Below are 26461 nucleotides of genomic sequence, written 5' to 3'. Positions count from 1 at the left end.
CGCAGCGAGTCGAACCTTCGCGAGCGCCGCTCCCAGGGCTGGATTAGGAATCCTCTTCCATGAACGTCTACGAGATTCGCGGTGCCTTCGGCCTGGACAATCTGGTGCGCGCGGAGCGGCCAGACCCCACGCCCGGTCCCTTCCAGGTGCGCGTGCGGGTGAAGGCGACGAGCCTCAACTCGCGCGACCTGATGATGGTGGAGGGCCGCTACAACCCGCGCCAGAAGTTGCCGCTGGTGCCCAACTCCGACGGCGCGGGCGTGGTGGACGCGGTCGGTCCCGGTGTCACCCGCGTGAAGCCCGGCGACCGGGTGATGACCCTGTTCGCGCAAGCCTGGCAGTCGGGAGGGCCCACGAAGGGCGCCGCGGCGACCACGCTGGGCGGGCCGCTGGACGGGGCGCTTTCGGACACGATGCTCCTGCACGAGGACGGCGTGGTGCTCACGCCCAGGTACCTGACGGACGTGGAGGCCGCCACGCTGCCGTGCGCGGCGGTGACGGCGTGGAGCGCGCTCGTCACGCAGGGACACCTCCAGGCCGGCGACACCGTGCTGCTCCAGGGCACCGGGGGCGTGTCCCTCTTCGCGCTGCAGATCGCCCTGATGCACGGCGCGCACGTCATCATCACCTCCAGCCGCGACGACAAGCTGGAGCGGGCGCTGAAGCTGGGCGCGCACGAAGGCATCAACTACACGACCACTCCGGACTGGGAGAAGGCGGCGCGCACGCTCACGGGCGGCGTGGGCGTGGACCACGTGGTGGAGGTGGGCGGCGCGGGCACCTTCGAGCGTTCGCTCAAGGCGGTGCGCGTGGGCGGCACCGTGTCCCTCATCGGCGTGCTCTCAGGTGGCGCGGGCGCGGTGTCGCTCGTCCCCATCCTGATGCAGAACCTGCGCGTGCAGGGCGTCTTCGTGGGCCACCGTCAGTCCTTCGAGGCCCTCACGCGCGCGTTCGCGCTGCACGACGTGCACCCGGTGGTGGACCGGGTGTTCCCCTTCACGGAAGCCCGCGCCGCCTTCGAACACCTCAAGAGCGGCGCGCACTTCGGCAAGGTCGTCATCCAGGTGGGCTGACCCACGCGAAGTGGAAGTGCGCCTCCAGCGTGGCGGCCGTGGCCGTCTTCGGCAGCGGGGGGAAGGGCGCCGCCTTCTTCACCGCGGCGAGCGCGGCGGCGTCCCACGCCTTGGAGCCGGATTCGGTGAGGACGGCGGTGGAGAGCAGCTTGCCGTCCTTGTCGAGGATGGCCTGGACGATGGTCTTCTTCCCCAGCGCCGGGGTCCCCTTGGGTCCCGGCTGCTTCCAGTGCTTCGCGACGCGCTGGAAGGTCTGCTGCTGGTAGGTGGGGCTGTCCACCGTGCCCTGGAAGTAGGTCTGCAACTGGGGGCTGCCGCTCGCGGCCAGGGCCCCGGACGAAAGGGCCAGCGCGAGCACCGCCACGGCGGGTGTCGGGATGCGAAGCATGGGACGAATATAGGCCCCGCTCAGCTCCGGGGCTCGGGGCGCTTCGTGGCGGCGGTCTTGTCGCCCTGCCAGGAGAGGTCGTACACGGCCGCGTCCCCCGCGCTGCGCATCAGCACGACGGACGGGCTCTTGGCTCCGCTCATCTCAAGGCCCGCAGCGAACAGGCCCCGGTAGAAGCCCGCCACCACCACCGGCCGGCAGGTGAGCACGTAGCGCGTGGGGCCCGTCTGCTCCAGCCGCGCCTCCAGGTAGTTGGTGCCCGTGCGCAGGTTGCGCGTCATCCGCTCCAGCATCCGGTGCGGGCCCAGCAGTCGCACGCCCGCGAGCAGCGCGCTGCCGATGAGCGTGGCCCCGTAGCCCTCCAGGAAGCGCCGGCCCACCACCTCCGCGCCGTCCTCCAGCGGGACCGCTGGCGCCAGCACCGACGCGGCCAGCTTCAGCGACTCCACCCACACCTCCAGTGGGTAGGCCACCGACAGCTTCCCACGAGGGTCGATGCCCGCCTTGCGCAGTTGCTTGGCGCACGGCTCGTCCAACTGGTCACCCAGGGCGCGAATCAACCCTTCGAAGCTCTGCTGGAAGACGAGGCGTTCAGTCCCTGGCATGTCTTGCCACGCTACCCGTGAGCCCGGAGCTTTCTCAACCCGTGAGGTTCCCAGGGTTCGAGAACTTTTCGGGGATTGTTCGAAAACGCGGTGCGGCAGTCGGTTCGACGGGTCGGTCGACGCGGTTTCGACGTGTCGAAGGGGGCCGTGCGGGGGCGGCGCGGTGGGCTTCCCGAGGGAGCGGCTCCTGGCATCGCGGTTGCTCTAGGGCTGGGGGTCACCTTCCAACAGGAGCAACCCCATGGGCGTCGCCAATGTGCTGTTCGTCGTCAACAACTCCAGTGGTGCCAACTGGCTGCCGGGCACCCCGACCATCGACCACGGCTCCATCAGCCCGGCCACGTTGCCCAACGTGACGACGGCGAGCGGGACGCAGAACCTCTTCTCGGCGCTGCCCAACTGGGGGCTCATGGGGGACGAGGGCGCCGTGACGTACACGTGCGGCGCGAGCCCGGCCACGGATCAGTTCCAGCTGTGGTGGGACAACCGCTGGTCGCACGCGTCCGGCCCGGGCGTCAAAGCGCAGAGCGCCAACTACAACATCGGCTCCACGGTGTCGTTCAACGGGGGCACGGCGACCTACACGGTGACGGTGAGCCTGTCGCCGAAGACGGCCCAGCGCTGACGGCTCGGGAGTCGAGGCCGCGAGTGGGTGCGCTAGGCTACGGGGTCATGCCGCATGACACCCTCGCTGATGTCTCCACGGCCGCGATGCAGGAGCGAGGTGGCGCGGGGCGCGCACCCCGTGTCGTCCCCGCGCTGACGGTGGTGTCCCATCCGATGCCCCGACGGGTGGGCGCCCGGCTGCTGCTGGACGCAGTGGCTGCGGGGCGCACGGTGGCGCTGTCGCGCAATGCGCCGGACTTCGTGGCCCCCGGAGGTTCGCTGGGGCTGCCGCTGTCGGATCCGTTCATCAGCCGCAAGCCCGTGGAGTGGAAGCCCGCCCCGGATGGGGGCGTGCGGCTGGTGGTGCCGGAGGACGGCACGCATGTGGCGCTGGAAGGCACTCCGCTTCGAGGGGAGCACGACTTCGGGCCGCGAGCGCTGGCGGACGGGGTGGCGCTGGAGCTGGCGGGCCGCGTGGTGGTGCTGCTGCACACGGTGGAGCTGGACGGGGAGGGCGCGGCGGACACGCTGGGCATGGTGGGGGAGAGCACGGGCCTGCGGAAGCTGCGCCGGCACATCGAGCGCGTGGCGGACCTGGACGTGTCGGTGCTCATCCGGGGCGAGACGGGCACGGGCAAGGAATTGGTGGCGCAGGCCATCCACCAACGCGGGCCGCGCCGGGCCGGGCGCTTCCTCAGCGTCAACCTGGGGGCGATTCCGAAGGAGCTGGCGGCGGCGGAGCTGTTCGGTGCGCACAAGGGGGCGTACTCGGGGGCGACGCGCGACCGCGAGGGCTTCTTCCGCGCCGCGCACGGCGGCACCCTGTTCCTGGACGAGGTGGGCGAGGCCCCGCCCGAGGTGCAGGTGATGCTCCTGCGCGTGCTGGAGACGGGCGAGCTGTACCCGGTGGGCGCGAGCAGCCCGGTGACGGTGGACGTGCGCCTCATCGCCGCGACGGACGCGCACCTGGAGGAACAGATTCGCGACGGGCGCTTCAAGGCGCCGCTGCTGCACCGGCTGGCGGGCTACGACCTGCGCGTGCCGCCCCTGCGCGAGCGGCGCGAGGACATGGGACGGTTGTTCTTCCACTTCGCGCGCGAGGAGCTGGCGGCCCTGGGCGACGCGGCGAGGCTGGACACGGAGGACCCGCACGCGGAGCCGTGGTTGCCCGCGTCGCTGGCGTCGCGGCTGGTGCGGGCGGCGTGGCCGGGCAACATCCGGCAGCTTCGCAACCTGACGCGGCAGTTGGTCATTGGCAGCCGGGGACAGGCGCGGCTGCAATGGGACTCACAGTTGGATGAGGCGTTGGGGGCTCCGGACGCGGTCATGCCTGTCGTCGCGGCCGTGAGGGCACCGGAAGCCCGCGAGCCGGCCGTGCCCCGGCGTAAGCCCTCACAGGTGACGGAAGCGGAGCTGCTGGCCGCGCTGCGGGACCATGCGTGGGACCTGAAGGCAGCGGCGGATGCGCTTGGCATCCCCCGACCGTCTGTCTATGACCTCATCGACAAGAGCCCGAACCTGCGCACCGCGGGCGACCTGGGCGCGGACGAAATCACCCGCTGCTTCGAGGTGTGCGGCGGCGACCTGGATGCGATGGTGCGCACGCTGGAGGTGTCGAAGCGCGCGCTGGGACGCCGGTTGAAGGAACTGGGATTGGTGGCGAAGGCCTGAGCGATACCCCACGCACACCGATGGACGCCTCGGCGCGGATGGCTCGTGCCCTGGCCTGCCCGGTGCACACAGACCGCACCGGGAACCCTGCGCCAGCCGAGACCGCCTGGCGCGCATGGGCCACGACTCCCATCAGAAACGATGCCGCTCCGCCTCCCTGAAGAACTGGGGGGCGACAGGCGAGTTCATCCATGCGGGCCCGGTGCCGCCGCGCCACCCGGCACCGGGCTCCCGGGAGGACTTCTCGTCCTCCCGCTCAAGGCTTCCGCCAAGACCAGACACTATTCAGTCGGTTCCGAGGACGCCGCGTCCTGGCCGGCAGGGCTCGCTCCTGCCGCAGGCGCGGGAGCCGCGGCGGGAACTGGGACCTTCGACTTGAGATGCGCCTTGAGGTTCTGCGAAAACTCACTCAAGTCAGCCGCGGACAACGCCTTGACCTGGTTCATGAGGTCCTCCTTCGAAATCTTCGCCATGGTATTTCTCCTGGATTGCAACTCTGTGTGGGTTTGACGCGAGGGGACCTGAGTTGGCGCTCCTCGCGGATGACTCGCCGACTTCGAGGCTCGACGTCGGCGGCGCAGCTCTTCAAGATTTGGCGGTGCACGCTCCTGGCGGAAGTCCCCTCGGGGACTGGACCACCCCTTGAGTTCGGGCAGGAGCCCTTCTCCCGCCCAGGCAGAACCCGTCCGCCCCATCTCCGCGGGCTCCCTGAGGCTGTCCCACGCCCTACCGAAAGGTGCTCTCAGGGACGTATCAAACTGTTTCGGGACACGCGCTCAGAACATCTGCCTGCAACTGATTGTGTTCTCGACCCATCCGGTGAAGGCGGCCGGGGCGCTCGATGGCGCGGCGCCCAACTGGATGGGTGGACTCCACTGTCCGCCGTCGCAAGGATTGCCACTGTTGGTCGTGTACCAGAGCTTTCCAGTCGTACCATTCTGGTAGACCAGATAGAGCACCCCATCCAACACGGCCATGCTGAACGCGCACGATGCCGTCGTCGTTCCCAGGATGTTGTTCGGGTGGCAGACCGAGCTGTCGGTGCTGAACTCGTTGATGTAGAGTTCTCCACCGTTGGCCAGGTATCCGACATACAGGATGTCGTTGAACACGACACCGCATGGGGCGTTGGTGCCGGCGTGATTGCTTCCGGTCTGGTTGGAGTACGTGACGGTGCTGGTGTTCATCTGCGTGGAACCACTCCAGCTTCCATTGCTGCTCATCACGCTGTACCAGACGCCGTTGGCGTTTCCCATGCCCTCATAGAAGACGTACAGCTGGTTGTTCCACACCACCGGCCCGGGCCATCCCGACATGCCTGCATTCGGCACGACCCCCTGCTGCGCACTCCAGCCGCTGCTCGGGCTGTAGGTGTTGTAGCGCAAATTGCCCGTGTAGGCCCCACCTTGAGAGAAGACATACAAAACGTCGTTGTACACGACCGGCGCGGGAGACCCCGTCATCCCCGTCTCCCCTACGATCTGGATGGAGGGCTGCCATCCATTCGAATCGCCGATGCAGCAGTACATGGCGCCGCTCTCGCCTTCTCCCTGGAGAAAAACGAAGACTTGACCATTGTACACCGCGGCGCCAGGCGACCAGGACATGATTTCATTGTTGATCTGGGCCATGAAGCTGTTGGTCTGGCCAGGGGTGATGAGGCAACTCCACAGCTGGCTGTCGTTCCCGGGGCCCTGCGTGAGACAACACAGCTGGGAGTCGTAGACGACCAAGGACGGCGAAGCCGATCCCCCGGTTATGCCGAGTTGGACCGGTTCACTCCAGTTCACCGCATCGTTGGAGTTGAGGTACCACGATGATCCGCCGTCCGAGCCCTGATAGAACACGTAGAGGACGCCGTCGTAGACCAGGGGGCTCGGGATTCCGGACATGCTCACGTTGGGGATATGAACCTCGGTTCCCCAGGTGCCCGCGGTGTTCATCCCCCTGTAGTACATCGTGTTGTCGTTGGAGCTCTGGTAGAAGATGTAGGCTTGGTTGTTGAAAATCATCGCGCCCGGCGAAGCCGACGCGGGCAGCCCAACATCCGGGACCTGGGTGGAAGCCGCCCAGTTGCCGCTGCTGATATTGGAGGAGTGGGTGAACCAGATCTGCTCGTCGTTCCCCGGCCCCTGGTAGAAGACGTAGACTTCGCCGTTGAACTCGACTGCCGTGGGAATGTTGGACATGATCACTTGATCGCCCAGCACGTTCCAGTAGGAGCCGGACGGCAGCTGCTTGACGAACAGCTGTCCACTGTTCTTCATGTTCAGGGTCGTGCCCTGATAGAATGCATACGGCACATTGTTGTACGTGACAGCGCCCATGCCGCAGTTCGTCAAGACCCCGTCGAGTTGGCCGGAGCTGCTCCAGGTCGTACCCGTGCAGGTGTAGCAGAATGCATTGGATGTATCATTGAGGATGCTGGGGTAGACCACGTAGACCGTGCCGTTACAGATTGTTCCGCTCGGTGCGATGTTCATCGCCGCGTTGACCGCGAAAGCGTGCCACAGCGGCTGCCAGGCGATTTGATTGAGGATCTCCGCGGCACCTTTTAGGCCAACGGCAACTACCAGGCTCATCTTGTCTGCGGCTGGACTGAGAATGGCCATGATGCCATTCGTTGTTGTGGACATGGGAGTCTCCTTGGATTGGGCGGCTGTGGGAAAGATCAGACAAAGACAATTTCGTCTGATCGCTGGCGAGTCGCTACTGCGCCCGGTGTGCGCTCTACCAGTGCCTGTGTATTTTTATATTGAGTTCGGATTTTGCGAGGCCTCTGTGTCGCCCGGATTTCGTGAGTGCTTATTTGGATTTAAATGACGGCGATTGGCTCTCTTTGGATAGACGTTGTCGACCTGGAGCCTTCAGGACAGTGATTGCGAGGGAAGTGCTGAAGATGCGCCCTCCTCGCGAACTCCAGACTGCCATTCCACCTCCGCTGGCCTTTTCTGATTTGAAGGGGGCGGCTCCGGAAAGAGTGTGAGCCGCTGGAACGGAACAAGGCTCCGCGACGAAAATGCATGCCTGCTGGCCGTCCCACACGCCCCGCCTGCGCCACGCTGCTGAATCGCGCGGTGTGGGGACCGCATCGAGGCGCATGGCCGCGCTGTGCCGCGCCTGCCGGGGGGGGCGGGGTTGGTGGGCGCCGCCGTCACGAAGCGCTGGCGCGGGAGCCCGGCATGCGCGCGAGCTGCACGAGACACATACGCCCGACTGACGCTACTTCCGCCTGGACGTCGAGGGCGTGCCCTTCACGTGGGTCTCCCTTGATTGCCAGGGAGGCGCTGAAGATGCGCCATCCTCGCGAATTCAGGCTTGCGATTCGCTTCGCCGGGATTTTCCGAGCAACGATTTCCCGCGGTCGAGTGACGACGGGTTCGCGGGTTCGAGAGGGATTTCCTTCTCGCGCTCACCTTGCCGCGAACCGTCGCCGCGCTGCGCTGGGTCTTGCGCGCGGTGGGGCTCTTCGCCTGTTCGTACTTCGAATCCAGTTCGTCCTGGGGCAGCATGTCTGGCTCCGGCCATGGTGGGCCCTGCCTGGGTGGAGGAAGCGAATCGGATGGCGGATCTGCCATCCGACTGCGCTGTCGCCCGGCGGCTTCGACCCTTCGGAACCGGTGGTGCAGCTCCCCAAGATTCAGCAGCGCCGTCTCATTGGGGCAGCCGTCCTTCGGGGTGTCTCGGCTCGGTCCCCAGGGGAGGGTGCCTCTTCCACATGGGGGGCGCCTTGCTTCCGCTCATGCTTCGTGTTCGGCGACCTCGGCGGCGTCCGGGCTGGGCGGGGCCTCGGGGGCGCTGCCGTCGTTGCGCACCGGGGACTCGGTGCTCTGGATGGCCACGCCCTCCATGGTGGCGAAGGTGCGGAAGGCCCACCAGCCCAGGTTGAACCACGGCGGGCTGGACAGCCTGCCCTTCACGGCGACATCCACCACGCCCGCCACCGCGAAGCTCATCGCCGCCAGCGAGCCCAGGTCCACGTGTCCCTGGGTGGCCCGCAGCAGGTCCACGTTGATGCCCTTGAAGAACTGGCTGGCCGCGCGCGCCACGCCGCTGCCCTCCGAGAGGGCCCGCAGCAGCACCTCCTCCTCCTCGAGCGGCTCCTCCCCGGGGCGCGACACCCGGTCCACGCCGGTGCTCCGGCGTACCTCCTCCAGCAGGCCCTCGACGCCCAGCTCCTGGGGGTCGTGGATGCACAGCACGCTGCCGGTATAGGGCCGCACCCGCACCTCGTGGATGCCCTCCACCCGCAGGAGCGCGTCCGCCAGCGACGTGGCCCGCTTCGCGTCGTCCCTCAACCACGGCAGCCGCAGGCGCGTGCGCCCCGGAGAGAGATGGATGACCTGGATGACCCTTGGCATGTTCACTCCCTAGGCCTGGGCCTGGCCTGCCGGCCGCGTGCGCTCTTCCCGGCGGGCCCGGGCCTTCGCCTCGGCCATCAGGTCCTCGAGGTCCTCCTGCTTCATGGCGGCGCGCGCGGCCACCTTGTCGACGAAGCGGTAGCCCGCGGTGGCCACCTCCACGAGGAGGGGACGCAGGTGCTTGCCCAGCAGCATCGTGCTCGCGCCCGCGCCGTAGCCCAGGAGAAAGGATGGAAGGTCGAACTTCACGGGGTTGCCTCCAGAAGGGAAGTTGCGTCAGTCATGGACCCTGCCTCGCGGTGCCTCACCCGGCGCACCCCCCGCCCGCCCCACGCGGGCGCCGCGTTCATCAGGGTCGGAAGGACGAGGCCCACGGCCAGCCCGCCGAACGTCAGCAGCGTGGGCGCCGGAAGGCCCAGCACCCGCCGCAGCGGGGGGAGGGTGAGCGCCGCCATGTGCACGGCCGCGGCCCCTCCGAGGAAGACGGGGAGGCGCCACTCGCCGTCCGAGGGGATGTGGCGCCGCGCCTGCCTCGGCGCCCGGCACACGACGGAGTAGCCGAGCTGCACCGCGGTGAGCGTCCCGAAGGCCAGCGGCGGCCCGCCCAGCGCCATCCCCAGCCCCCCGACGCACGCCATCAGCGCTCCGTCCCGCATCACCCGCCGCGCCGCCGGGCGCGTCAGCAGCGGCATCCCTGGCGGCGCGGGAGGCCGGTCGAGGATGGCCGGGTCTCCCGGCTCCATCGCCAGGGCGACTCCCGGCAGCGTGTCCGTGAGGAGGTTGATCCACAGCAGTTGCAGCGGCGTGAGCGGCTCCGAAAGCCCGAGGAGGCCCGCGCTCAGCACCAGCGCCGTCTCCGAGAGGTTGGTGGCGAAGAGGAAGCGCAGCGCGCGGCGCAGGTTGTCCTGGACGATGCGGCCCTCGCCCACCGCGGACATGATGCTGCGCAAATCCTCGCTGGCCATCACCACGTCGGCCACCGCGCGCGCCATGTCGCTGGCGCCCACCCCCACCGCGACGCCTACGTCCGCTGCCTGGAGCGCCGGGGCGTCGTTGATGCCGTCGCCCGCCATGGCGACGATCTCTCCCCGCGCTCGCAGCGCCTTCACCAGCTCCCGCTTGTTCTCCGGCGTCACGCGCGCCAGCACCGCGACGCGGTCGAGCCTCCGCGAGAGCGCGTCGCCCGGCAAATCGAGCATCTCCGCCAGGGCCAGCGGGGTGAGCGTGTCGCCCTCCAGCCCCACCCGCCGTGCGATGGCCTCGGCCGTAGGGAGCTGATCTCCCGTCAGCACCACCGTGCGGATGCCCGCGCCGCGAGCCTGCCGCACCGACTCCGCCGCGCCCTCGCGAAGCGGGTCTCTCAACCCCACGAAACCGATGAATGTGTAGCCGTCCGTGGGCGCGGGCCCTCCGTCCCCGGGGAGCTGCCGCCATGCCAGCCCCAGCACCCGCAGCCCGTCCGCCGCCAGCGCGTCGTTGCGTCGCGCCAGTCGCTCCCGGGCTCGCGCGTCCAGCGGCCCTTTCGAGTCCCGCTCGCACAGGGCCAGCACCTGCTCGGGGGCCCCCTTGACGAAGGCCAGCTCCTCGCCGCCGGGCGCACGGTGGACGCTCACCACGTAGTGGATGCCCTCGGAGCGCTCGCGCAGGTGGCGGCGAGGGAAGTCACGACGCAGCGCGGCCCCGTCCAGCCCCGCGGCGTGCGCGGCGGCCACCAGCGCCTTCTCCGTGGAGCTGCCGGACACCACCATCTCCTTGCCGCTGCGGTGGACGTCCACGTCGCTGTTGAGCAACCCCAACGCCAGCGCCAGCGTGGGAGGGTCCTCCAACACGGCCTGGGGCCGGGCGCGCAGCGAGGACAGCTCCAGGGGCCCGTCCCCCAGGTCCAGCACGTCCAGCCGCATCTCGTTGCGGGTGAGGGTGCCCGTCTTGTCCGTGCAGATGACGGTGACGCCTCCGAGCGCTTCGGCGGCGGAGACGCGCCGCACCACCATGCCGCGCGCGTACAGCCGCTGCATGGCGCGCACCAGCGCAGCGGTCGATACCAGGGGCAGGCCCTCTGGCAGCGCCGCCACGCCCAGGGCCACCGCGCCGCGCAGCACCTGGGCCCCGGAGCGACCATGCGCGAGCCCCGCCAGGGCGGACAGCGACGCCGCGCCCACGGAGGCCACAGCCACGCGCCGGTTGAGCTTGTCCATCTTGCGCGTCAGCGGCGTGGGCGGCGCGGCCTCCTGGGCCACCAGCTCCCGCACGCGCGCCAGCTCCGTGTCCGCCCCGGTGGCCACCACCAGGGCGCGCCCATGTCCCGAGGCCACCGAGGTGCCGGCGAACAACAGGCACGCCCGCTCCGCCAGCGGCGCCCGCGCCTCCACCGGCGCGGCCTGCTTGGCCTGCGGCTCGCTCTCGCCGGTGAGGGGCGACTCGTCCGCGGAGAGCCGGTGCGCGTCCAGCACCCGCACGTCCGCGGGCAGCACGTCCCCCGCGCGCAGCAGCACCACGTCCCCGGGCACGAGTTCCGCCACCGGCACCGTGAGGAGGACGCCACCGCGCAGCACCTGCGCCGCGCCCGCCTCCAGCTTCTGCCACGAGGAGAGCAGCTCCTGGTTGCGGTGCTCGATGCGGTAGCCGATGCCCGCGTTGAGCCCCACCACCGCGAGGATGGCGGTCGCCTCCAGCCCGTCTCCGGTCAGCGCCGAGGCCCCCGCCGAGCCCAGCAGCAGCAGCGTGGGCACGGTGGCCAGCTGCGCGCCCAGCATGGCCAGACGCGAGCGCGGCTCCTCGGCCACCACGAAGTTGAGGCCGAAGCGCTTGAGCCGCCGTGCCGCCTCCTCCGAGGAGAGTCCCTGGTCCGTGCCGTCCAGCCGGGCCAGCACCGCCTCCACCGTCATCGCGTGCCAGGGCTCCCGGGGAGCGCTCCGTGTGCCTGGCACCGGGCGGGCCTGGTGCGGGGCGGGCCAGGCGACGGGCTCATCGGGCTGCTGGCGCAGCCGGGCCAGCAGCGGGGCCTCTGGCGCGTAGCGCACCAGCAGGCGGCCGGTGCGCGGCTCCGCGCTCGCCTCCTCGATGCCGGGCCAGGTGGCGAAGGTGCGCTCCAGCCGCTTGCTCAGGAAGCGGTCCCATTGCAGGCCGGGGACCTCCAGGCGCAACCGCCGCGCCGCGGTCGAGTGGCGCACCACCCTCGCGGGCGCGAATTGCCCGTCCATGAGGAACACCACCATGCGCACCCCCGACCTGCCCTCCCATACGTGGGGATGGCAGCCCGCCCGGACAAGGCGACCCGGCGCGCCGGGGGACGCTGATGGGGTGACACCCGCGCGCCGGCGGTTCCACCTGTGAACACCCCGCTGGACCTCCAGGGCCTGAAGGCAGGACCTGGAGGGGGGGGCGGCCTCAGTGGAGGCGCGCCGGCGTCTCCTGCGCCCTCGCTGTCCGGGGGGCCTGCGCGCCCTTGCGTCCGGCGTGCTTGCGTGCGCGCGGCTTGGCGGCCCGCGCCGGGGCGGCGAACGCGTGTGCCACGCCCTCCGAGCGGTAGCGGCGCACCAGCGTGTCCAGGTGATGGCCGTCCATGGGGGTGTGCAGGGCCTCCGCGGCCTTGTGCAGCAGGTCTCGCTCGGGTGTGGACGCGCTGAGGTCCGCGGCGGAGAGCTGGTTGAGTGACCACATGAGGACCTCGCGCGACCTGGCCGGCGCCGAGCGCAGACGCTTGAGCCACGCGGAGGCATCCTCCACGAAGCGGCCCACGGTCTCCCGGCGCCGTGCCGGGGAGAGCCGGGCGAGCTGGTGGGTGAGCACGGCGGACTCCTCCTCGCGGAGGCCGCCGTCGGAGACGAAGAGGAACCACAGGCTCTCCAGCAGCAGGCTCACACTTTCCGGGGCCACGCGGCGGATGGCGGCATCGGAGTCCTCCAGCGCGCGGCGCAGTCGCACGTAGCGCAGCACGGAAGCGCCCAGATGCCGGGTGCGCCGCCAGTTGGCCATGGAGGACGTCACCACGTTCAGGAAGGGCACGAGGTTGCGCGTCACGCTCTCCCCCAGCAGCTTCGCCCCGATGTCCTCGCCCAGGTCGGTCCCCTTCGCATGCACGAGGTGCTCCACGCGCCCCAGGCCGAGCGAGTCATCGTCCTCGTCCTGCTCCCCCTGGCCATGGATGATGGCATAGAGGCGCGAGAGGTCGGAGGGGTCCTCCGGGTCGAAGCGCACGCCGAAGGCGCTGGCCAGGTCGCACGCCATCCGCAGGTTGATGAGGGCGTGCGCGAGCATCTCTGTCGTGACGACGAGGCCCGCGGCCGGGATGGCCACCACCAGCCCGGGGACGCCCGCTTCCGCCGCGATCGCGGTGAGTCCGGAGGTCACCGAGCCGCTCCCCGCGCCGGAGAGGAAGGAGGCCCCGCAGGCCCGCCGGATGATGGCCTCGGTGGCGTCGGCTCCCGTCCCCTTCGCGGCGGCGGCCTGGTGAAGCGCGTGCGCGTCGTAGTGTCGCAGGTAGGTGGACAGCAGCTGGGTGAACCAGCGCCCCGTGCGCAGGTCCCTGGGGGAGAGCTCGTGTCTCAGCGCCCCCACCAGTTGCCAGGTGCGTTGGAGGAGCGCCGCGCCTTCCGCGCGCTCCCGTGGGGCCAGTTCCATCGTCTCCGTCATGGTCGCTCCTCGGCAACCCACGCCACGGGCCAGGGGGGGGCTCCCGTGCGGCATTGCCTTTCAAGGACGTTAGGCACGCGCTCAATGCCTTGGGAGACACCGCGGGGAGGGAGGGACGCCTGGGCAGGCGTGTGCCTGAAAGGGCTGCACTGCCCTTGCGGCACGCCACGGCTGGATGTGTTCTCCTGCTCTTCTTCACATGCACCCGATCGGGTCCACACCTTCGGACCCGACCGGGAACGTCCTGCCTCAGTACACGACGGCGATGTCGCGCAGCTCGGGGCCGGAGGCGCCACCGATGGAGGCCAGCTCCGCCGTGGTCGCGGTCCTCGGGAAGAACGTGGCCGCGCCGGTCAGCAAACTGACCTGGTACAGGACATGGGGTCCGCTGCTCGCCGTGCGTCCCGCCACCAGCGGCAGGCCATTGTCACCGCCGGCGATGTCGAAGCCCGCCGCGCCGACGAACGTCACGCCCAGCGCGCCCACGTTGACCAGCGTGCCGTTGTTGGGCGGGTCCTGCTTGGCCAGCACGTTGCTGTTGCGCTCCAGGTCGAACAGCGCCGTCGCGGTGGTGCCCATCACGCTGTTCGTGTACGCCGCGCCGAAGACGACCGCGGCCGGTGAGCGGTTGATGTCGCCGTCCGTGGTGGTGGCGCCGGTGTCCACGTTGATGCGCAGGTTCTGCCCGGTGTCGCTCACCACGCGCAGGCGGTCCGCCACCGGGTTGAAGTCGATGACGAACCAGGTCCCCGACAATGCGGTGAAGGGCGCCGTGAGGTCGGCGGGGTCCGCGCTCAGCGTGGACTTCGCGGTGACCGCGCCCGTCTGCGGATCCACCGTGTAGAGCTTCCCGGCGGAGGAAAGGGCATACATCTTCCGGTCCGCCGGACGCACGTCGATGCCGAGCAGCGTCTCCCCTCCTGGCACGCCCGTCAGGGCCACCGTCGCCGTCAGCGTGTTGGGCGCGGAGACCGCGGCCCGCACGAGCCGGCTGTCCGTGGTGAGGCCGTAGACCGCGGCCCCGGACGCCTGCTTCAGGGCCAGGCCCTTGAGGGCCTCCGTCGTTCCAATGACCGCCAGCTCCGTGGCCGCCCCCGCGGCGTTCTCCGGGGTGATGCGGTACAGGCGCTGCGTGCCGCCCACCGTCAGCGCGGCGTAGCCCACGTTGGTGCGCGCGTCGATGTCATAGCCATTCACCCCGGAGGCATCCACGCCCAGTGGCACCGGAGCGGAGAGCGTGCCGTTGTTCGGCGGGTCCTGGAGGTAGACGGTGTCCGTCGCCGCATCCAGCACGAAGAGGCGGGTGTTGGCCGTCTCCGGGAAGGAGTTGGTGTAGCCCGCGCCCGTCACCTTCGCGCCGCTGTTGCCGCCGTTGATGTTGCCGTCGGTGGTGGTGGCGCCGGTGTCGACGTTGATGCGCAGGTTCTGCCCGTCGTCGCCCACCACTCGCAGGCGGTCCGCCACCGGATTGAAGTCCACGGCGAAGTCGGTGCCCGACAGCGCGGTGAACGGGTTGTCATCTCCCGCCATGGCGGCCAGGGTGGACTTCAGGGTGGCGACGCCGGTGTCCGGCGCCAGCGTGACGATGCGCCCCGCGCTCGTGAGGCCATAGAGCTGCGAGTCCGCGGGACGGTAGTCGATGCCCAGCAGCGACTCGCCCGAGTTCAGGCCCGTCACGTCGACGGAGCCCACCAGGGTGCCCGGCGTCGCGCGATCAAAGGACACGAGCTTGTTCGAAGCGGTCAGGGCGATGACTTCACCCACCATGACCGGGGTCGACCCGCCGTCGGTGCCCGCGTCGGTGCCGGTGCCCGCGTCGGTGCCGGCATCCACGCCGGTGCCCGCGTCAGGCGGGGGCGTGGGGTTGTTGTCGTCGTCGTCTCCGCAGGCCGTGAGCATGAGGGCGGTGGCGAGCGCGGCGAAGATTCTGCTCTGATTCCTGATGAGTGACATGGGCTCCCGGGTGGCTGTACCGAATCGGCGTTCGTGGGGCCTTACGCGGGGGCTCTGGAACTGGATTCAATCCCCTGTCGGAGCCCCTCCATCCGTTCACCAGTCAAACTTGCGCCCATGCCCCCCGGCGCCTCCAGGGCTCCGGGGGGCTGGAGCGCTGCCTACTGCCCCAACACGACGCGGAAGATCTTCTCGTTGCTGTTGTTGGGGACGCTGTCCTTGTCGCCCTGGTTGGTGGTGGTCATCCACAGATTGCCGTCAGGGGTCGGCTCGACGGTGCGCAGCCGGCCGTAGGTGCCGACGAAGAACTGCTGCACGTTGGTCAGGTTGGAGCCGCTGATGACCTCGCGGTAGAGGCGGGAGCCTCGGGCGCAGGCCACGTAGAGGACGTCGCGGACCACCGCGATGCCGGAGCAGGAGCCTTCCGCCGTGGAGTAGGTCTGCTTCGGCGCGATGTACCCGGCCGTCGCGCAGCCCGAACCGCCCTGGGACACCGTACCCTCACAGTTCGGCCAGCCGTAGTTGCCGCCCTTCTGGATGAGGTTGGTCTCGTCCATCACGGAGTTGCCGAACTCCTGCTCCCAGAGCTGGCCCTGGGAGTCGAAGGCCAGCCCCTGCGGGTTGCGGTGGCCGTAGCTCCACACGTAGTTGCCGAAGGGGTTGTCGGACGGGATGGTGCCGTCGGCATTGAGGCGCAACACCTTGCCGGCCAGGTTGTTGATGTCCTGCGCGTAGGCGCCGTTCTGGGCATCCCCGGTCGACGCGTAGAGCTTCCCGTCCGGACCAAAGCGAAGGCGCCCGCCGTTGTGGAACTTGTTGCGGCCGATGCCCTGGAGCAGCACCTGGAGCGACGCGGTGTTGAGCGCCCCGTTCTCATACCGCAGGCGCACGATGCGGTTGTCGGTGGGGGAGGTGTGCATCACGTACAGCCAGCGGTCGGTGGAGAAGGTGGGGGAGAGGGCCAGCCCCATCAGCCCGCCCTCGCCGTCGGTGCTCTGCACGTTGGGGACGGTCCCCACCGACGTCTTCACGCCCGTCGCCGGGTCCAGGCGCACGATGTTCTGCGCGTCCCTGCGGCCGTAGAGCACCGTGCCGTCCGGCAGGTTCACCAGGCCCCACGGGATGTCCGTGTCGGTGGCGACCTGGGTGACGGAGCAGACGGCGTTCGTGCAGGCCTGGCCGGTGGTGACCGTCGCGGCCGCGCTCTGGGCGGACGCATTGCCCTGGGCGTCGCGGGCGAGCACGGCATAGGAATACGTCGTGTTCGCGGACAGGCCGCTGTCGACGAAGGACGTCCCGGGCGGCGAGCCGGGCACCGTCGCGATCTGCACGCCCCCCCGGAACACGGCGTAGGCGCTCACGCCCAGGTTGTCGGTGGACGCGGTCCAGCTCAAGGTCACGCTGGTGCCCAGGGCGGTGGCGGTGACGCCGGTCGGGATGCTGGGGGGCTGGGTGTCCACCTGGCACGGCGGCGGGGTGATGGAGAGCGTGGCGCTGCCCTGAGAGACATTGCCCGCCGCGTCCCGCGCATTCACGTACAGGCCCCAGGTCGCGCCGGGGACCACGGTCAGGCCGGTGGACACCGTGGCGCCGGAGACGGACTTCATGAGCTGGCCGTCGTGGTAGACGTCATAGAAGGCGACGCCCTGGTTGTCCGTGGACGGCGACCACGTGAGCGTGGCCGAGTTGCACGTCACGTTGGACAGGGTGAGCCCCGTGGGCACGGTGGGGGCCTGGGTGTCGGCCGGGAACGACCACTGCTGGTTCGTCTGGCCGTTGCAATTCCAGACATTCACCGGCGAGCTGTTGGCGGTGGCCTGACCGGACACGTCGAGGCACAGCGAGGACGCCGTGTGGACCACCGCGCCGCTGGCATTGCGGACCCACCGCTGGTTCGCGGCCCCGGTGCAGGCGCCGATGACCGCGCTGGCTCCGGCGCTGGCGGTCGCGGGCTGGACGCACCAGGCGCCGTCGAACACGCGCAGCTCGCCCTCGGGCGTGAACAGGAACCGCTGGTTCGCCTGCCCGTGGCAGTCGTAGATGTGGAGCACCTGCCCCGGCGTCTGGCTGTTCTGGGCCACGTCGAGGCAGCGGCCGGACTGCGTGCCGATGAGCCGGGTGCCCGCGGTCACCTCGGCGGACTGCGTCTGGGGTTCGGGGTCGGTCTCCGCCTTCCCTCCACAGGCAACGACGGTGGCGAAGAGTACGGCCAGTCCCGTGCGGCGAACACCGACGGGCAGATGATGGACATGCATTGAGACGCTCCTTGGCATGCCGCCTCCTTCCCGGGATTCCGGGTCTGGCTCAAGCGAACTTTGTGGAGCCACCTGGGCGGATGTTGAACCCCGAGCATCAGGCCCATGCCCCAGGTCGTACCCCTCGCCGGGTTCCCGCAATGGGTCCGCACCTTTTCGTCAGGAGCGGATTCGGCTCAGAGCGGCAGGTCGCTCCGCAGGGAGGAGGGGGGATTCGAACCCGTATAGAGGGGAAACCGGCCCCCTCTGAACGCCGACACTCCCCCTGGATTCCCTCTGGCCCCGTGCGGCTCAACCCTGCCCCGAACCTCGCCCCAGTAGTGCCGACGATGACCGCAACTGCGTGACATGTTTCACGCGACAACTACGTTGACACTCACCAGACCCGACTGCGATCCATTACCCCGGCCCGTTACACTTGGTACGGCGACGTCCGCGATGAACCTACTCCGGCCTGGACTCGCTGGCCCCGAACTAGGCCAGTGGTGCTTCGGGATTCTCTGCACCTTTGGTGATGTCCGAATAAGGTCCAGGCCCCGCCAAGTTCCTGAAATTATTACAGCCCGATCCGTTTGCCCGCGCTTGCATCATGGGGATGCAACTAGAGCTTCCTTCATTCGATGATTCTCCGCGTAATCGGAAAATATCGGCATGCGCCATGTCTGGATGGTGAGGCAGTTATGCGGGATCCAATCGCAGCTAGACCAGCCCGAGCGCACTTCACCTTGCTCCTAGCGGCCGCAGCACTGGTGGTTTCTTTCGGTTGTACTTCCGCCAACTCTCATAGAACGGGCCGGACGACGTTTGCCTTGGCGCAAGCTGAGTGCAACCAAAGCGACTCTACAATTTCCTGTTGCCTCAAGAGACATCCGTACAGCCCTGAAAGTTGCGGAGCTGAGACGCCTGTAAGATCGCCTCAACCTCCCATCCTCCTCCCGCCGCCGGGGGCTACGGACCCCGCAAGCGCAGAAGAGTTGCCAACACCAGCAGAGAGAGAACGCTGGCGCTCAGAAATATGCGAGCCGCACTACGACAAGTGCGTAGACAAAGGGGGCGGAACAAAGCCCGGCCGCGTCCACAATGAGACGCAATGTAAAGCCTGTTACGAATACTGCACGCGCAGAGGTTTTTGGCCAAGCTCCGCCAACGGGAAAAGGTGTCCAGGAGGATGAGAAACCGCCAGCCGCAGAAGGCAGAAAACGAGCCCATTGGCGCACTGGAGAGCGGTAGGCTTCACCTCTCTTTGTCAAAGGCGACCTTCGCGGAGTTCGAGCGCACATTTCTAGAACGCCAGCGAGCATGGCTGCGCGAGGCCAAAACGCCGAAAGAGCAGCTTGTCATCATGCGAAGGACGGCCGAAGACATTCTGCTGGGCGCTTACGGGCGCGAGTGCACCTGGGCTGAGTTCAGCCGCGCGTTACGTCGCACTGAAAAGCTGGGCTACGACAATCCAGGAAGGCGAGCGCATGTAGCGTGCTTATTCGCATTGACCGTCAAGCAGTTTCCTGGCCAGTCCGATAGGGCGCGGCGGAAGCTGGATGAAGCAGAGAGGCACCTGCTCTTTCTGCGCAAAGCCCACCCCGTGCGGAAGGAAAATCTAAAAGACATTCAACGCATCCGGCGGATGGCCGGCTGGGAGACAAGTGCCCCACGGGCGCGCTAGAGCGCCGATCAGGTTTCCGCCCGAGGAAAGTCGAATACTTGCGCGAGCGATCGACGCGGGTTGTCGCTGCGTGATCAGGTCGCCACCTCACGGAGGTGGCTCATGGAACGCTGGAAGCCGGCTGTGGAGCAGAGCGCCCGGGAGCAACGCCTGCTGAAGATCGCGGGGAAGAGCAGGAAGCTCTTCGTCTTCCTGCGCGAGCATCGGCACGAGTTGTTCGACGAGGCCTTTCAGGACGAGCTCGAAACGATGTACCGACAGACGGGCCAGGGGCATTCGAACCCGCAGCAAGGCGTGAGCAAGACCCCAAGCAGGTCGCGCTGTTGCCGGCCAATGTCTTGATCTCTCATCGGTTCGTTCTGCCGCCGGGCGCATGTGACGGCACAGTGCAGCGGCCGTCCTCCGTTCGTGGCAGAGAGGGCAGCCGCGCCAGCGCACCGCGCGCCCCGTTGCGTCCCTGTCAACATCCGCGGGACCTTGGATTTGAGCGACAATGGCGGACATGGCGGTCCGCCTTGCGTCCATCGTTTGTCTCCTCGCTGCATTGCCCGCCGCCGCCAACGTTGCCGCGTCCACGCGTACGCCAGCGACCTTCACCCTGTCATCGGGGACCGCGCGCACGCGCTCGGAGGTGCTCAGCGAGAAGCTGGACTTCGATTGCGCGGAGGCGGAGCAAGAGGCGGTCTGCCACTTCGAGGCGCGCTACCGGCTGCGCAACGGGACCCCCGAGGCGGAGGTCGTCGATGCCGCCTTCCTGGGACTCCGCACACGCGAGGTCAGCGTGCAGTTCGACGAGGAGCCTCTGCCGGTGACAGAAGCACAGGCGGCCTCGATGGGTCCCACGTCGGACTCCGGGAGGCTCGCGCATTCCCCGGCGGAGCGCTTCGGCTTCACCCTCACGCTTCCACCCGGGAGGGAGGGGGAGCTACGGGTGCGGGGCTTGATGCAACTCGAGCGGCGCTTCCTGCCATCGGGGTACGTGTGGCCCGCGATCCAGTCGCGTCACGCACTGCTGTCTCCCGGGCCGGAGCAGGCCTCGCACTGGGACATCGACTATCTGCTGGGGCCCATCCGGACCTGGGCAGGCAACCCCACGCTCCACATCACGGTGCGTGTCCCTTCCGCGTGGGAGGTGGGCAGCAGCCCGGACGCATCCGCGCGCACGTTGCCGGTGGCCACGGGATGGCGCCTTCGGCACGAGGGCGAGCATGTGGTGGCGGAGCGGCGCCTCACGGCGGCGAGCGCGCCCGAGTGGCTCAACGTCACGCTGACGAAGCGCAAGCCGTGGTGGACTTCGGGCGGTGTGCAACTGGGACTGGGCGCGCGCCTCGGAGACGAATCCCGCTTCATGGCCCGTCTCGGCTACCAGTTCGCCACGCCCGAGTCCTTCCTCCATTCGCTCTCGGTGGAGACGGACTTTCGCGAGCAGGTCGTCCTCACGCCCCTCACGCAGTACGCGACGCCCCAGGTCGCCATCATCCCAAGCTTCGGGCTCGGCCTGGGCATACCGGTGCAGGTGCTCCCCGAAGCCAGGCCTGGCCTGCGACTCCTCGCGGATCTGCATTTCGGTCCGCTGGGGGCCGCGCTCAGTTGGGACCACTATCCGGCGTTGCGGGAGGGTACGGACTCCTTCTCGCGGCTGATCCTCCTGTTCCAGGTCGCGCTGTAGGCCGGCCGAATCCTTCCCCAGGCCCAGGCTCCCTCATGGCCGCGAACCCGCCCCCTCTGGACGACATGCGCCTCTCATCGCTCGGGCGTGGGGCTGACGCCCTCCGCCCATGGAGGGAGCCCGGCGCGCATTGGCTGACAGCAACCCGGGTCCGGGGGGCGAATGGCTGAAGGCAGACAACGTGCCAGTCTCTCGAACCTCCCGCACGCGAGGGATGCTTTCATGCCGTCACTTCAACGCTGTCCGCCTTGCCTCACCGTCCTTCTCGCCCTGTGTCTGGGTGGGTGGCCGCCCGCCAGGGCACAGTCCCCGGCGCCCCTCACCCTTCCTGGAGGCTTCTCCTCCGAGCTCGTCGTGGCGGGCCTGCAGTATCCGACGACGTTCGCGAGCCTTCCCGATGGGCGCATCCTCATCGCGGAGAAGGACGGGGTGGTCCGGCTCTTCAAGAACGGCGTCCTCCAGGGCGTGCCCTTCATCGACATCCGTGGCCGGGTGAACTCGCACCATGATCGCGGGTTGATGGGGCTCGCGGTGGATCCGGCCTTCGCTACCAACGGCTTCATCTACCTGCTCTACACCTACGACGACGATGACACGGATGACTCCGGGCCGAAGACGTCGCGGCTGGCGCGCTACAGCGCCCTGGGGGACACGGCTTCGCCCGCGAGCGAGGTCGTGCTGCTCGGCACCGCCGTGGGCAGCTCCTGCAATGCTCTTCCCACGGGCGCGGATTGCATTCCCTCGGACGGCACATCGCACTCCGTGGGCAATCTGCGCTTCGCGCTGGACGACACCCTCTTCGTGACGTCGGGAGACGGGGCCCGCTTCGACGCGGTCGACGACGACGCGCTGCGGGCGCAGAGCCTGGACTCCCTCGCGGGCAAGGTGCTGCGCATCACCCGCTCCGGCGAGGGCGTGGCCTCGAACCCGTTCTGGAACGGGGATGCCAGGGCCAACCGCTCCAAGGTGTGGGCGCTGGGTCTGCGCAATCCCTATCGCTTCAGCCTGCGTCCAGGCACTGCCACACCCTACCTGGGCGACGTCGGCTGGAACACCTACGAGGAGATCAACGTCGCGCCGCCGGGGGCGAACCTGGGCTGGCCCTGCTACGAGGGCCCCTTCCGCCAGCCCGGCTACGAACCCAAGCCCGTCTGCCAGGCGCTCTACGCCCGAGGGCCCGGCGCGGTGAGGGCTCCGCTGCACTTCTGGGACCGCGGCGTCGGCCAGACGGTCACCGGCGGCGCCTTCTACACGGGCACCGCGTTCCCGGAGACGTGGCAGGGCGTCTACTTCTTCGGCGACTACAGCCAGCAGTGGATCCGCTCCCTTCGGGTGGATGCGGAGGATCAGCTCGTGCCCGGCAGCGTGACGCTGTTCGCGACCGGGGTGGGTCGGCTGGTCGAGCTCGGCATCGGGCCGGACTCCAACCTCTTCTTCGTGGACATCGTCGCGGGCGAGCTGCGCCGCATCCGCTACATGATGGGCAACACGCCGCCCGTGGCCGTGGCCTCGGCGACGCCACGCAGGGGTGGACCTCCCCTGCTGGTGCGTTTCTCCAGCGCGGGCTCCAGCGACGCGGACGGCGACGTGCTCCAGTACCGCTGGGACTTCGGGGACGGCTCCCCCGTGTCGACGCTGCCCGGCCCGGAGCACACGTACGCCGCGACCGGCTTCTACGTGGCCCGGCTGACCGTCAGCGATGGGCGCGGCGGCAGCCATTCCTCCGCTGTGAGCGTCACCGTGGGCAACGCGGTGCCGGTCGTGACCATCCACTCGCCCCCGAGTACGTACCGCTTCAAGGTGGGCGACGTGGTGACCTACTCGGGCTCGGCGGTCGACGCCAACGAGGGGCCCATTCCTGGCGACCGGCTGCGGTGGATCGTCACCCTGCGCCACTGCACCGCGGGAACCTGCCACACGCATCCGTACTCCACGAGCACGGGTGCGACCGGATCCTTCACCGTCCCGGACCATGGTGACGAGGTGCGCTTCGACCTCAAGCTGACCGCGACGAACTCGACGGGGGTGACGAGCAGTTGGATGATCACCTTGGACCCGCAGAGGGTGCAGGTGACGCTCCAGACGTCACCGCCGGGGCTGGAGCTGGTGTTCGATGGCACGAGCGGACCGGCGCCCCGGGTCCGCTCGGTCATCGTCGGCTCCTCGCACACCGTGGCCGCTCCGTCACCGCAAGGCGTCCTTGGGTTCCGCGAGTGGTCGGACAGCGGGGCCGCGGAGCACGTCATCCAGGCCGGTCCGAACGACGCCAGCTACACGGCCTTCTTCGAGCCTGTCGCGCTGGCATGTCCGCTCGGACAGTACCGGGCGGAGTACTTTGGCAACCGGGACCTGGAGGGTGCCCCGGCGCGGGTGCGCTGCGAAGGAGCGCCGCTCGAGAACTTCTGGGCCACGGGCAGCCCCGTGCCAGAGGTAGGGCCCGACGACTTCTCCGTGCGCTGGACGGGACGGTTCAACTTCGAGTCGGGCCTCTACTCCTTCCTGGCCGAGGCGGACGACGGCGTTCGCTTGTTCGTGGACGGCGAGCGCATCATCGACGGGTGGAGGGACCAGCCGACCACGAGCTTCTTCGAGACCCGTTGGATGAGCGCTGGCGAGCACACCGTGGTGATGGAGTACTACGAGCACGGGGGCGACGCCCTGGCCCGGCTCCGCTGGTATCGCTGAGCCGGGGGACGTGACTGCGCGTCCACCTCCTCCGACTTCAGCACCTTTTGTTCATCCTCGGGCACCATACGGGTGCCGCACCCGGTGGAGTGGCTCTCGGACAATGACTCCGTCTACACCGCGCACGACACGCGCGAGTTCGGCCGCTCCCTGGGGCTGTTGATGTGCACCACGCCCGCGTACTCGCCGCAAAGCAACGGCATGGCGGAGGCCCTCGTGAAGACCTTCAAGCGCGACGACGTGTACGTGAACGAGCTGCATTCTGCCGCCCACGTCCTGACGCGGCTGCCAGCCTGGCTCGAAGACTACAATTCGGTGTACCCTCACAAGGGGCTCGGAATGCGCTCGCCACGCGAGTTTCGCGGGGCGGTGGCCGCAGGCGCCTGTCCAGCGGAGGTCGGCTGATGTCGTCAGGCTCCCCATCGATGCAGCTTGAACTCCGCAGCGCCCACGTGCCCGGCGAGGGCAACGAGCGTCGGCCCCTGGCAGCGCTTTGCGAAGATGAGCCTCACGTTCATGGTGAATTGGCGTGGACCATCGGCGAGCGACGCGTGCCTTGCATGGGCTTCTGGGGGCCGGACGATGTGTGCCTCGGGCAGTGGTGGGACGAACTCACCGGGGCCGTGGCGTCACTTTCCGACAGACAGCCCTACACCCTCGACTCGTGCGAGCAGGGCGACCCCGCCTTCCTCTTCGAGCGCACGGACGCGTCCATCCACCTCTCCATCGTCGCTGGCATAGGTGGTGGCGCCCCGCATCCCGAGTGGCAGAACGCGGAGTTTGCCTGGGACGACCTGGGCGCAGCACTCCGGCGCTTCAAGCACGACTTGCGGCAGCGTCTTGAGTTGAAAGGCCCGCCCACGTTGCCAGCGGAGTGGAAGAAGCGTTTCTCAGAACGGGTGTGACAGAAGTGCGTAGTCGAGCCGCCAACCTGTCCGAACTTGACGGGGCAACTCCAAGAGGTTGGCCCCCGCGACCGCCGGAGCGCTGCCCAGCAGTGCCAATCCCAGTCCAAGACCCAGCAGCGTGTTGCTCCGCTTCATGAAATCCTCCGTGCCCATGGGCATGTTTGAGGCGCTCCCCCAACCCACCCCGAGGGTGGAATACAGCGATTGACCGGTTGTTTTGTTTTGTAGGAAGTCGAGGGCCATGTCCCGCCGCGCCCAGCTCCTGTTCGTGCTCCTGGTGTCGGTGGGGCTGCACGCGGGAGACGTCTTCACCTGCTCGCCGTCTACGGAGCCTCAGCGCGTGCCAATCGTGCCCTCCAGCTTTCCCGTCGCCGCGTCGAACACGTCCAGCCACATCCAGTTCGGCAGGTACACCCGGCCTCCATGGACCCAGAGGGCCGAAGGCCCCATGCCCACCGTTTCGTGGGGCAGCGGCACGTCCCAGGCGATGGCGCCGGTGCGCAGGTCGCGCCGGACGAGCCGCGCGCCGCCCTTGTCCATCTCATAGAGGATGTAGACGGCGTCGCGGGTGATTTCCCCCACCCTGGGCGGGGTGTCGCGCAGCAGCAGCGGGTCCTTGTCGGCGACGACGCCGTGCCACAGGGGCTTCCTGTTGCCGGGCTCGTACACCGCCACCAGGGGCACCTGGGTGCCCGGCCACCGCGTGCCCATGGACAGGGTGTAGCCCTGCGAACGGAAGAGGTAGCGCGTGGAGAAGCCGCGGATGTCGGAGGGCGGATAGCTGGAGCGCACGCAGCGCGTGGGGTGCTCCGGAGGGCGGCTCATGTCGCACGTCTCGGGGCTCAGCGGCGGGGTGGCGCAGCCGGGCGGGGCCCGGGGCGCGGGCTTCGCGGTGGCCGTGCGCGTGTCGAAGAGCAGGTGCTTGTGGTCGATGACCTCCACCCAGACCGAGTGCGCTTCCCCCGGCGGGATGCACAGCCGGCGCGGCGAGTCCGACAGCGGCACCTGCCCCAGCCGCTTCCCCGTCGCCAGCTCCAGCAGGTTCACCGCGCGTTGCTCGCTCGACACCAGCATGCCGTTCTGGGCGATGACCTTCGTGCGGCTTGATGCGTCCGGTCCCTTCGAGGGCAGGCTCTCCCAGAGCTTCTGGAACGTCTTGCCGTCGAACGCGGCGATGAGGTCCGCGTTGTTGGCGCCACCGAAGCGGCGCACGTGCCCGACGATGTCGTCCGTGCCGTCCCCATTCACATCCACGAACACCGGCGCGTCGCGCTCCATCCACTGCACGCGCTCCGGCGGGGGCGCGGGTGGGGGGACGGGCGGGGGCGGAGGCTGGGGCGTCACCACCCGCGGCGGCGGGGGAACGTAGGGGGCCGGCTCGGGTTCGGGGTCGGGTCCCGCCATGAGCAGGGCCGTCAGCAGGCCCATCATGACCATGACGCCCAGGGCGGCGGCCATGACGACTTGCGGCTGGGCGGACTTCGCCGGGGTGGGCGGGCGCGGCGGGGCCGGCGGCTGCCCCGGGCCCCCCAGGTCGAACTCCTCGCCGCAGTAGCCGCAGGTGTAGTGCGTCTGCCCGGGCCGGGGCGCGAATGGCGCGTTGCAGTAGGGACAGCGCGAGGCTCTGGGGGTGGTCCGGGCCATGAAGGACGGGTGTAGCACTCCCGACCCACCCGGGGGCTGGAGCGCGAAAGCCCCCTCCCTCCATGACGGAGGAAGCGGGCTTCGCGAGCATCAGGCTGGCTTCAGCCGACGACTGCGGCACCGTGGCCTTCACGCTCAGGCCGGAGAACGTCGAGTCGCCGCGCACGGACACGTACCAGGTGCCGGCCGCCGAGGCGCTGAAGGAGCAGGACTCCGCGTTGCCACCCAGGTACGGACGGCGGTCGTAGGCGCTGGTCGTGGGCTGCGAGCCGCGGCGCACGTACAGGTCCGCGTCACCCGTGCCACCCGCGATCTCCACCGTCAGCGACGTGGCGCCGGCGGGAACCG

At 68.9% G+C, this 26461-nt stretch carries 20 protein-coding genes and 3 pseudogenes; 10 read left to right on the top strand and 13 right to left on the bottom strand.

The annotated features are described in order from the left end of the window. The first annotated feature begins 59 nt into the window (after positions 1–59). Complete coding sequence (locus tag OV208_RS24855; protein ID WP_267576363.1) at positions 60–1073, top strand: zinc-dependent alcohol dehydrogenase family protein; 1014 nt, start codon at positions 60–62, stop codon at positions 1071–1073. Here OV208_RS24855 and OV208_RS24850 read toward each other — a convergent pair. After that, complete coding sequence (locus tag OV208_RS24850) at positions 1057–1461, bottom strand: TonB family protein (protein WP_267576362.1); 405 nt, start codon at positions 1459–1461, stop codon at positions 1057–1059. The genes OV208_RS24855 and OV208_RS24850 overlap by 17 nt on opposite strands. A gap of 20 nt (positions 1462–1481) precedes the next feature. Further along, a complete protein-coding gene (locus OV208_RS24845) occupies positions 1482–2066 on the bottom strand; it encodes a DUF2378 family protein (RefSeq protein WP_267576361.1) in 585 nt (194 codons plus the stop codon). Between the two features lie 241 nt (positions 2067–2307). On the opposite strand from OV208_RS24845, the gene OV208_RS24840 reads away from it, so the two are divergent. Beyond that, on the top strand, positions 2308–2691 hold the full coding sequence (locus OV208_RS24840; RefSeq protein WP_120544499.1) for a hypothetical protein: 384 nt from the start codon (positions 2308–2310) through the stop codon (positions 2689–2691). Between the two features lie 47 nt (positions 2692–2738). Continuing rightward, positions 2739–4343 carry a sigma 54-interacting transcriptional regulator gene (locus OV208_RS24835; RefSeq protein WP_267576360.1) on the top strand — a complete coding sequence of 535 codons (1605 nt, stop codon included), beginning with the start codon at positions 2739–2741 and terminating at the stop codon, positions 4341–4343. 281 nt (positions 4344–4624) lie between these two features. Here the strand turns inward: OV208_RS24835 and OV208_RS24830 are convergent, their stop codons facing one another. From OV208_RS24830 to OV208_RS24790, 9 genes are all read right to left on the bottom strand, one after another. Next, positions 4625–4816: a hypothetical protein gene (locus tag OV208_RS24830; RefSeq protein ID WP_267576359.1), complete on the bottom strand. Its 192-nt coding sequence runs from the start codon at positions 4814–4816 to the stop codon at positions 4625–4627. Between the two features lie 303 nt (positions 4817–5119). Beyond that, positions 5120–6979, bottom strand: a complete 1860-nt coding sequence (locus OV208_RS24825; protein WP_267576358.1) for a hypothetical protein — start codon at positions 6977–6979, stop codon at positions 5120–5122. A 618-nt stretch (positions 6980–7597) separates the two neighbouring features. Beyond that, a complete protein-coding gene (locus tag OV208_RS24820; protein WP_267576357.1) occupies positions 7598–7855 on the bottom strand; it encodes a hypothetical protein in 258 nt (85 codons plus the stop codon). Positions 7856–8083: 228 nt separating this feature from the next. Then, a complete protein-coding gene (locus OV208_RS24815; protein WP_267576356.1) occupies positions 8084–8704 on the bottom strand; it encodes an HMA2 domain-containing protein in 621 nt (206 codons plus the stop codon). Positions 8705–8713: 9 nt separating this feature from the next. Continuing rightward, positions 8714–8953 carry a hypothetical protein gene (locus OV208_RS24810; RefSeq protein ID WP_267576355.1) on the bottom strand — a complete coding sequence of 80 codons (240 nt, stop codon included), beginning with the start codon at positions 8951–8953 and terminating at the stop codon, positions 8714–8716. Beyond that, complete coding sequence (locus OV208_RS24805; protein ID WP_267576354.1) at positions 8950–11919, bottom strand: cation-translocating P-type ATPase; 2970 nt, start codon at positions 11917–11919, stop codon at positions 8950–8952. Before OV208_RS24805 ends, OV208_RS24810 begins: the two co-directional genes overlap by 4 nt. A 172-nt stretch (positions 11920–12091) precedes the next feature. After that, entirely contained in the window at positions 12092–13336 is a 1245-nt protein-coding gene (locus tag OV208_RS24800) for a hypothetical protein (protein ID WP_267576353.1), read from the bottom strand. Between the two features lie 249 nt (positions 13337–13585). Beyond that, positions 13586–15289 carry a DUF4394 domain-containing protein gene (locus tag OV208_RS24795; protein ID WP_267576352.1) on the bottom strand — a complete coding sequence of 568 codons (1704 nt, stop codon included), beginning with the start codon at positions 15287–15289 and terminating at the stop codon, positions 13586–13588. Positions 15290–15450: 161 nt separating this feature from the next. Continuing rightward, positions 15451–17544, bottom strand: a complete 2094-nt coding sequence (locus OV208_RS24790; RefSeq protein WP_267576351.1) for a PQQ-dependent sugar dehydrogenase — start codon at positions 17542–17544, stop codon at positions 15451–15453. 1168 nt (positions 17545–18712) lie between these two features. Here OV208_RS24790 and OV208_RS24785 point away from each other — a divergent pair. The 6 genes and pseudogenes from OV208_RS24785 to OV208_RS24760 all read left to right on the top strand — a co-directional run bounded on the left by OV208_RS24785 (position 18713) and on the right by OV208_RS24760 (position 24466). Beyond that, a complete protein-coding gene (locus tag OV208_RS24785) occupies positions 18713–19207 on the top strand; it encodes a hypothetical protein (RefSeq protein ID WP_267576350.1) in 495 nt (164 codons plus the stop codon). A gap of 102 nt (positions 19208–19309) precedes the next feature. Further along, positions 19310–19480 (top strand): annotated as a pseudogene (locus tag OV208_RS24780) (IS5/IS1182 family transposase); the annotation flags it as partial. A gap of 229 nt (positions 19481–19709) precedes the next feature. After that, positions 19710–20876 (top strand): hypothetical protein, encoded by a 1167-nt coding sequence (locus OV208_RS24775; RefSeq protein ID WP_267576349.1) that lies wholly within the window; start codon positions 19710–19712, stop codon positions 20874–20876. Positions 20877–21230: 354 nt separating this feature from the next. Continuing rightward, positions 21231–23561 (top strand): PQQ-dependent sugar dehydrogenase, encoded by a 2331-nt coding sequence (locus OV208_RS24770; protein WP_267576348.1) that lies wholly within the window; start codon positions 21231–21233, stop codon positions 23559–23561. A gap of 81 nt (positions 23562–23642) precedes the next feature. After that, a pseudogene (locus tag OV208_RS24765) lies at positions 23643–23966 on the top strand (integrase core domain-containing protein); the annotation flags it as partial. A 20-nt stretch (positions 23967–23986) separates the two neighbouring features. Then, positions 23987–24466: a hypothetical protein gene (locus OV208_RS24760; RefSeq protein ID WP_267576347.1), complete on the top strand. Its 480-nt coding sequence runs from the start codon at positions 23987–23989 to the stop codon at positions 24464–24466. 336 nt (positions 24467–24802) lie between these two features. Here OV208_RS24760 and OV208_RS24755 read toward each other — a convergent pair whose 3' ends face one another. After that, positions 24803–26113 carry a hypothetical protein gene (locus tag OV208_RS24755; protein ID WP_267576346.1) on the bottom strand — a complete coding sequence of 437 codons (1311 nt, stop codon included), beginning with the start codon at positions 26111–26113 and terminating at the stop codon, positions 24803–24805. Between the two features lie 62 nt (positions 26114–26175). Between OV208_RS24755 and OV208_RS24750 the strand changes: the two genes are divergently transcribed. Then, complete coding sequence (locus OV208_RS24750; protein ID WP_267576345.1) at positions 26176–26361, top strand: hypothetical protein; 186 nt, start codon at positions 26176–26178, stop codon at positions 26359–26361. Here OV208_RS24750 and OV208_RS24745 read toward each other — a convergent pair. Continuing rightward, positions 26331–26432: pseudogene (locus tag OV208_RS24745) on the bottom strand (PPC domain-containing protein); the annotation flags it as partial. The gene OV208_RS24750 and the pseudogene OV208_RS24745 overlap by 31 nt on opposite strands. Positions 26433–26461: the final 29 nt, after the last annotated feature.

Source organism: Corallococcus sp. bb12-1 (assembly GCF_026626765.1).
GTDB classification, from domain to species: domain Bacteria; phylum Myxococcota; class Myxococcia; order Myxococcales; family Myxococcaceae; genus Corallococcus; species Corallococcus terminator.
This window is presented reverse-complemented; position numbering and strand designations above follow the sequence as displayed.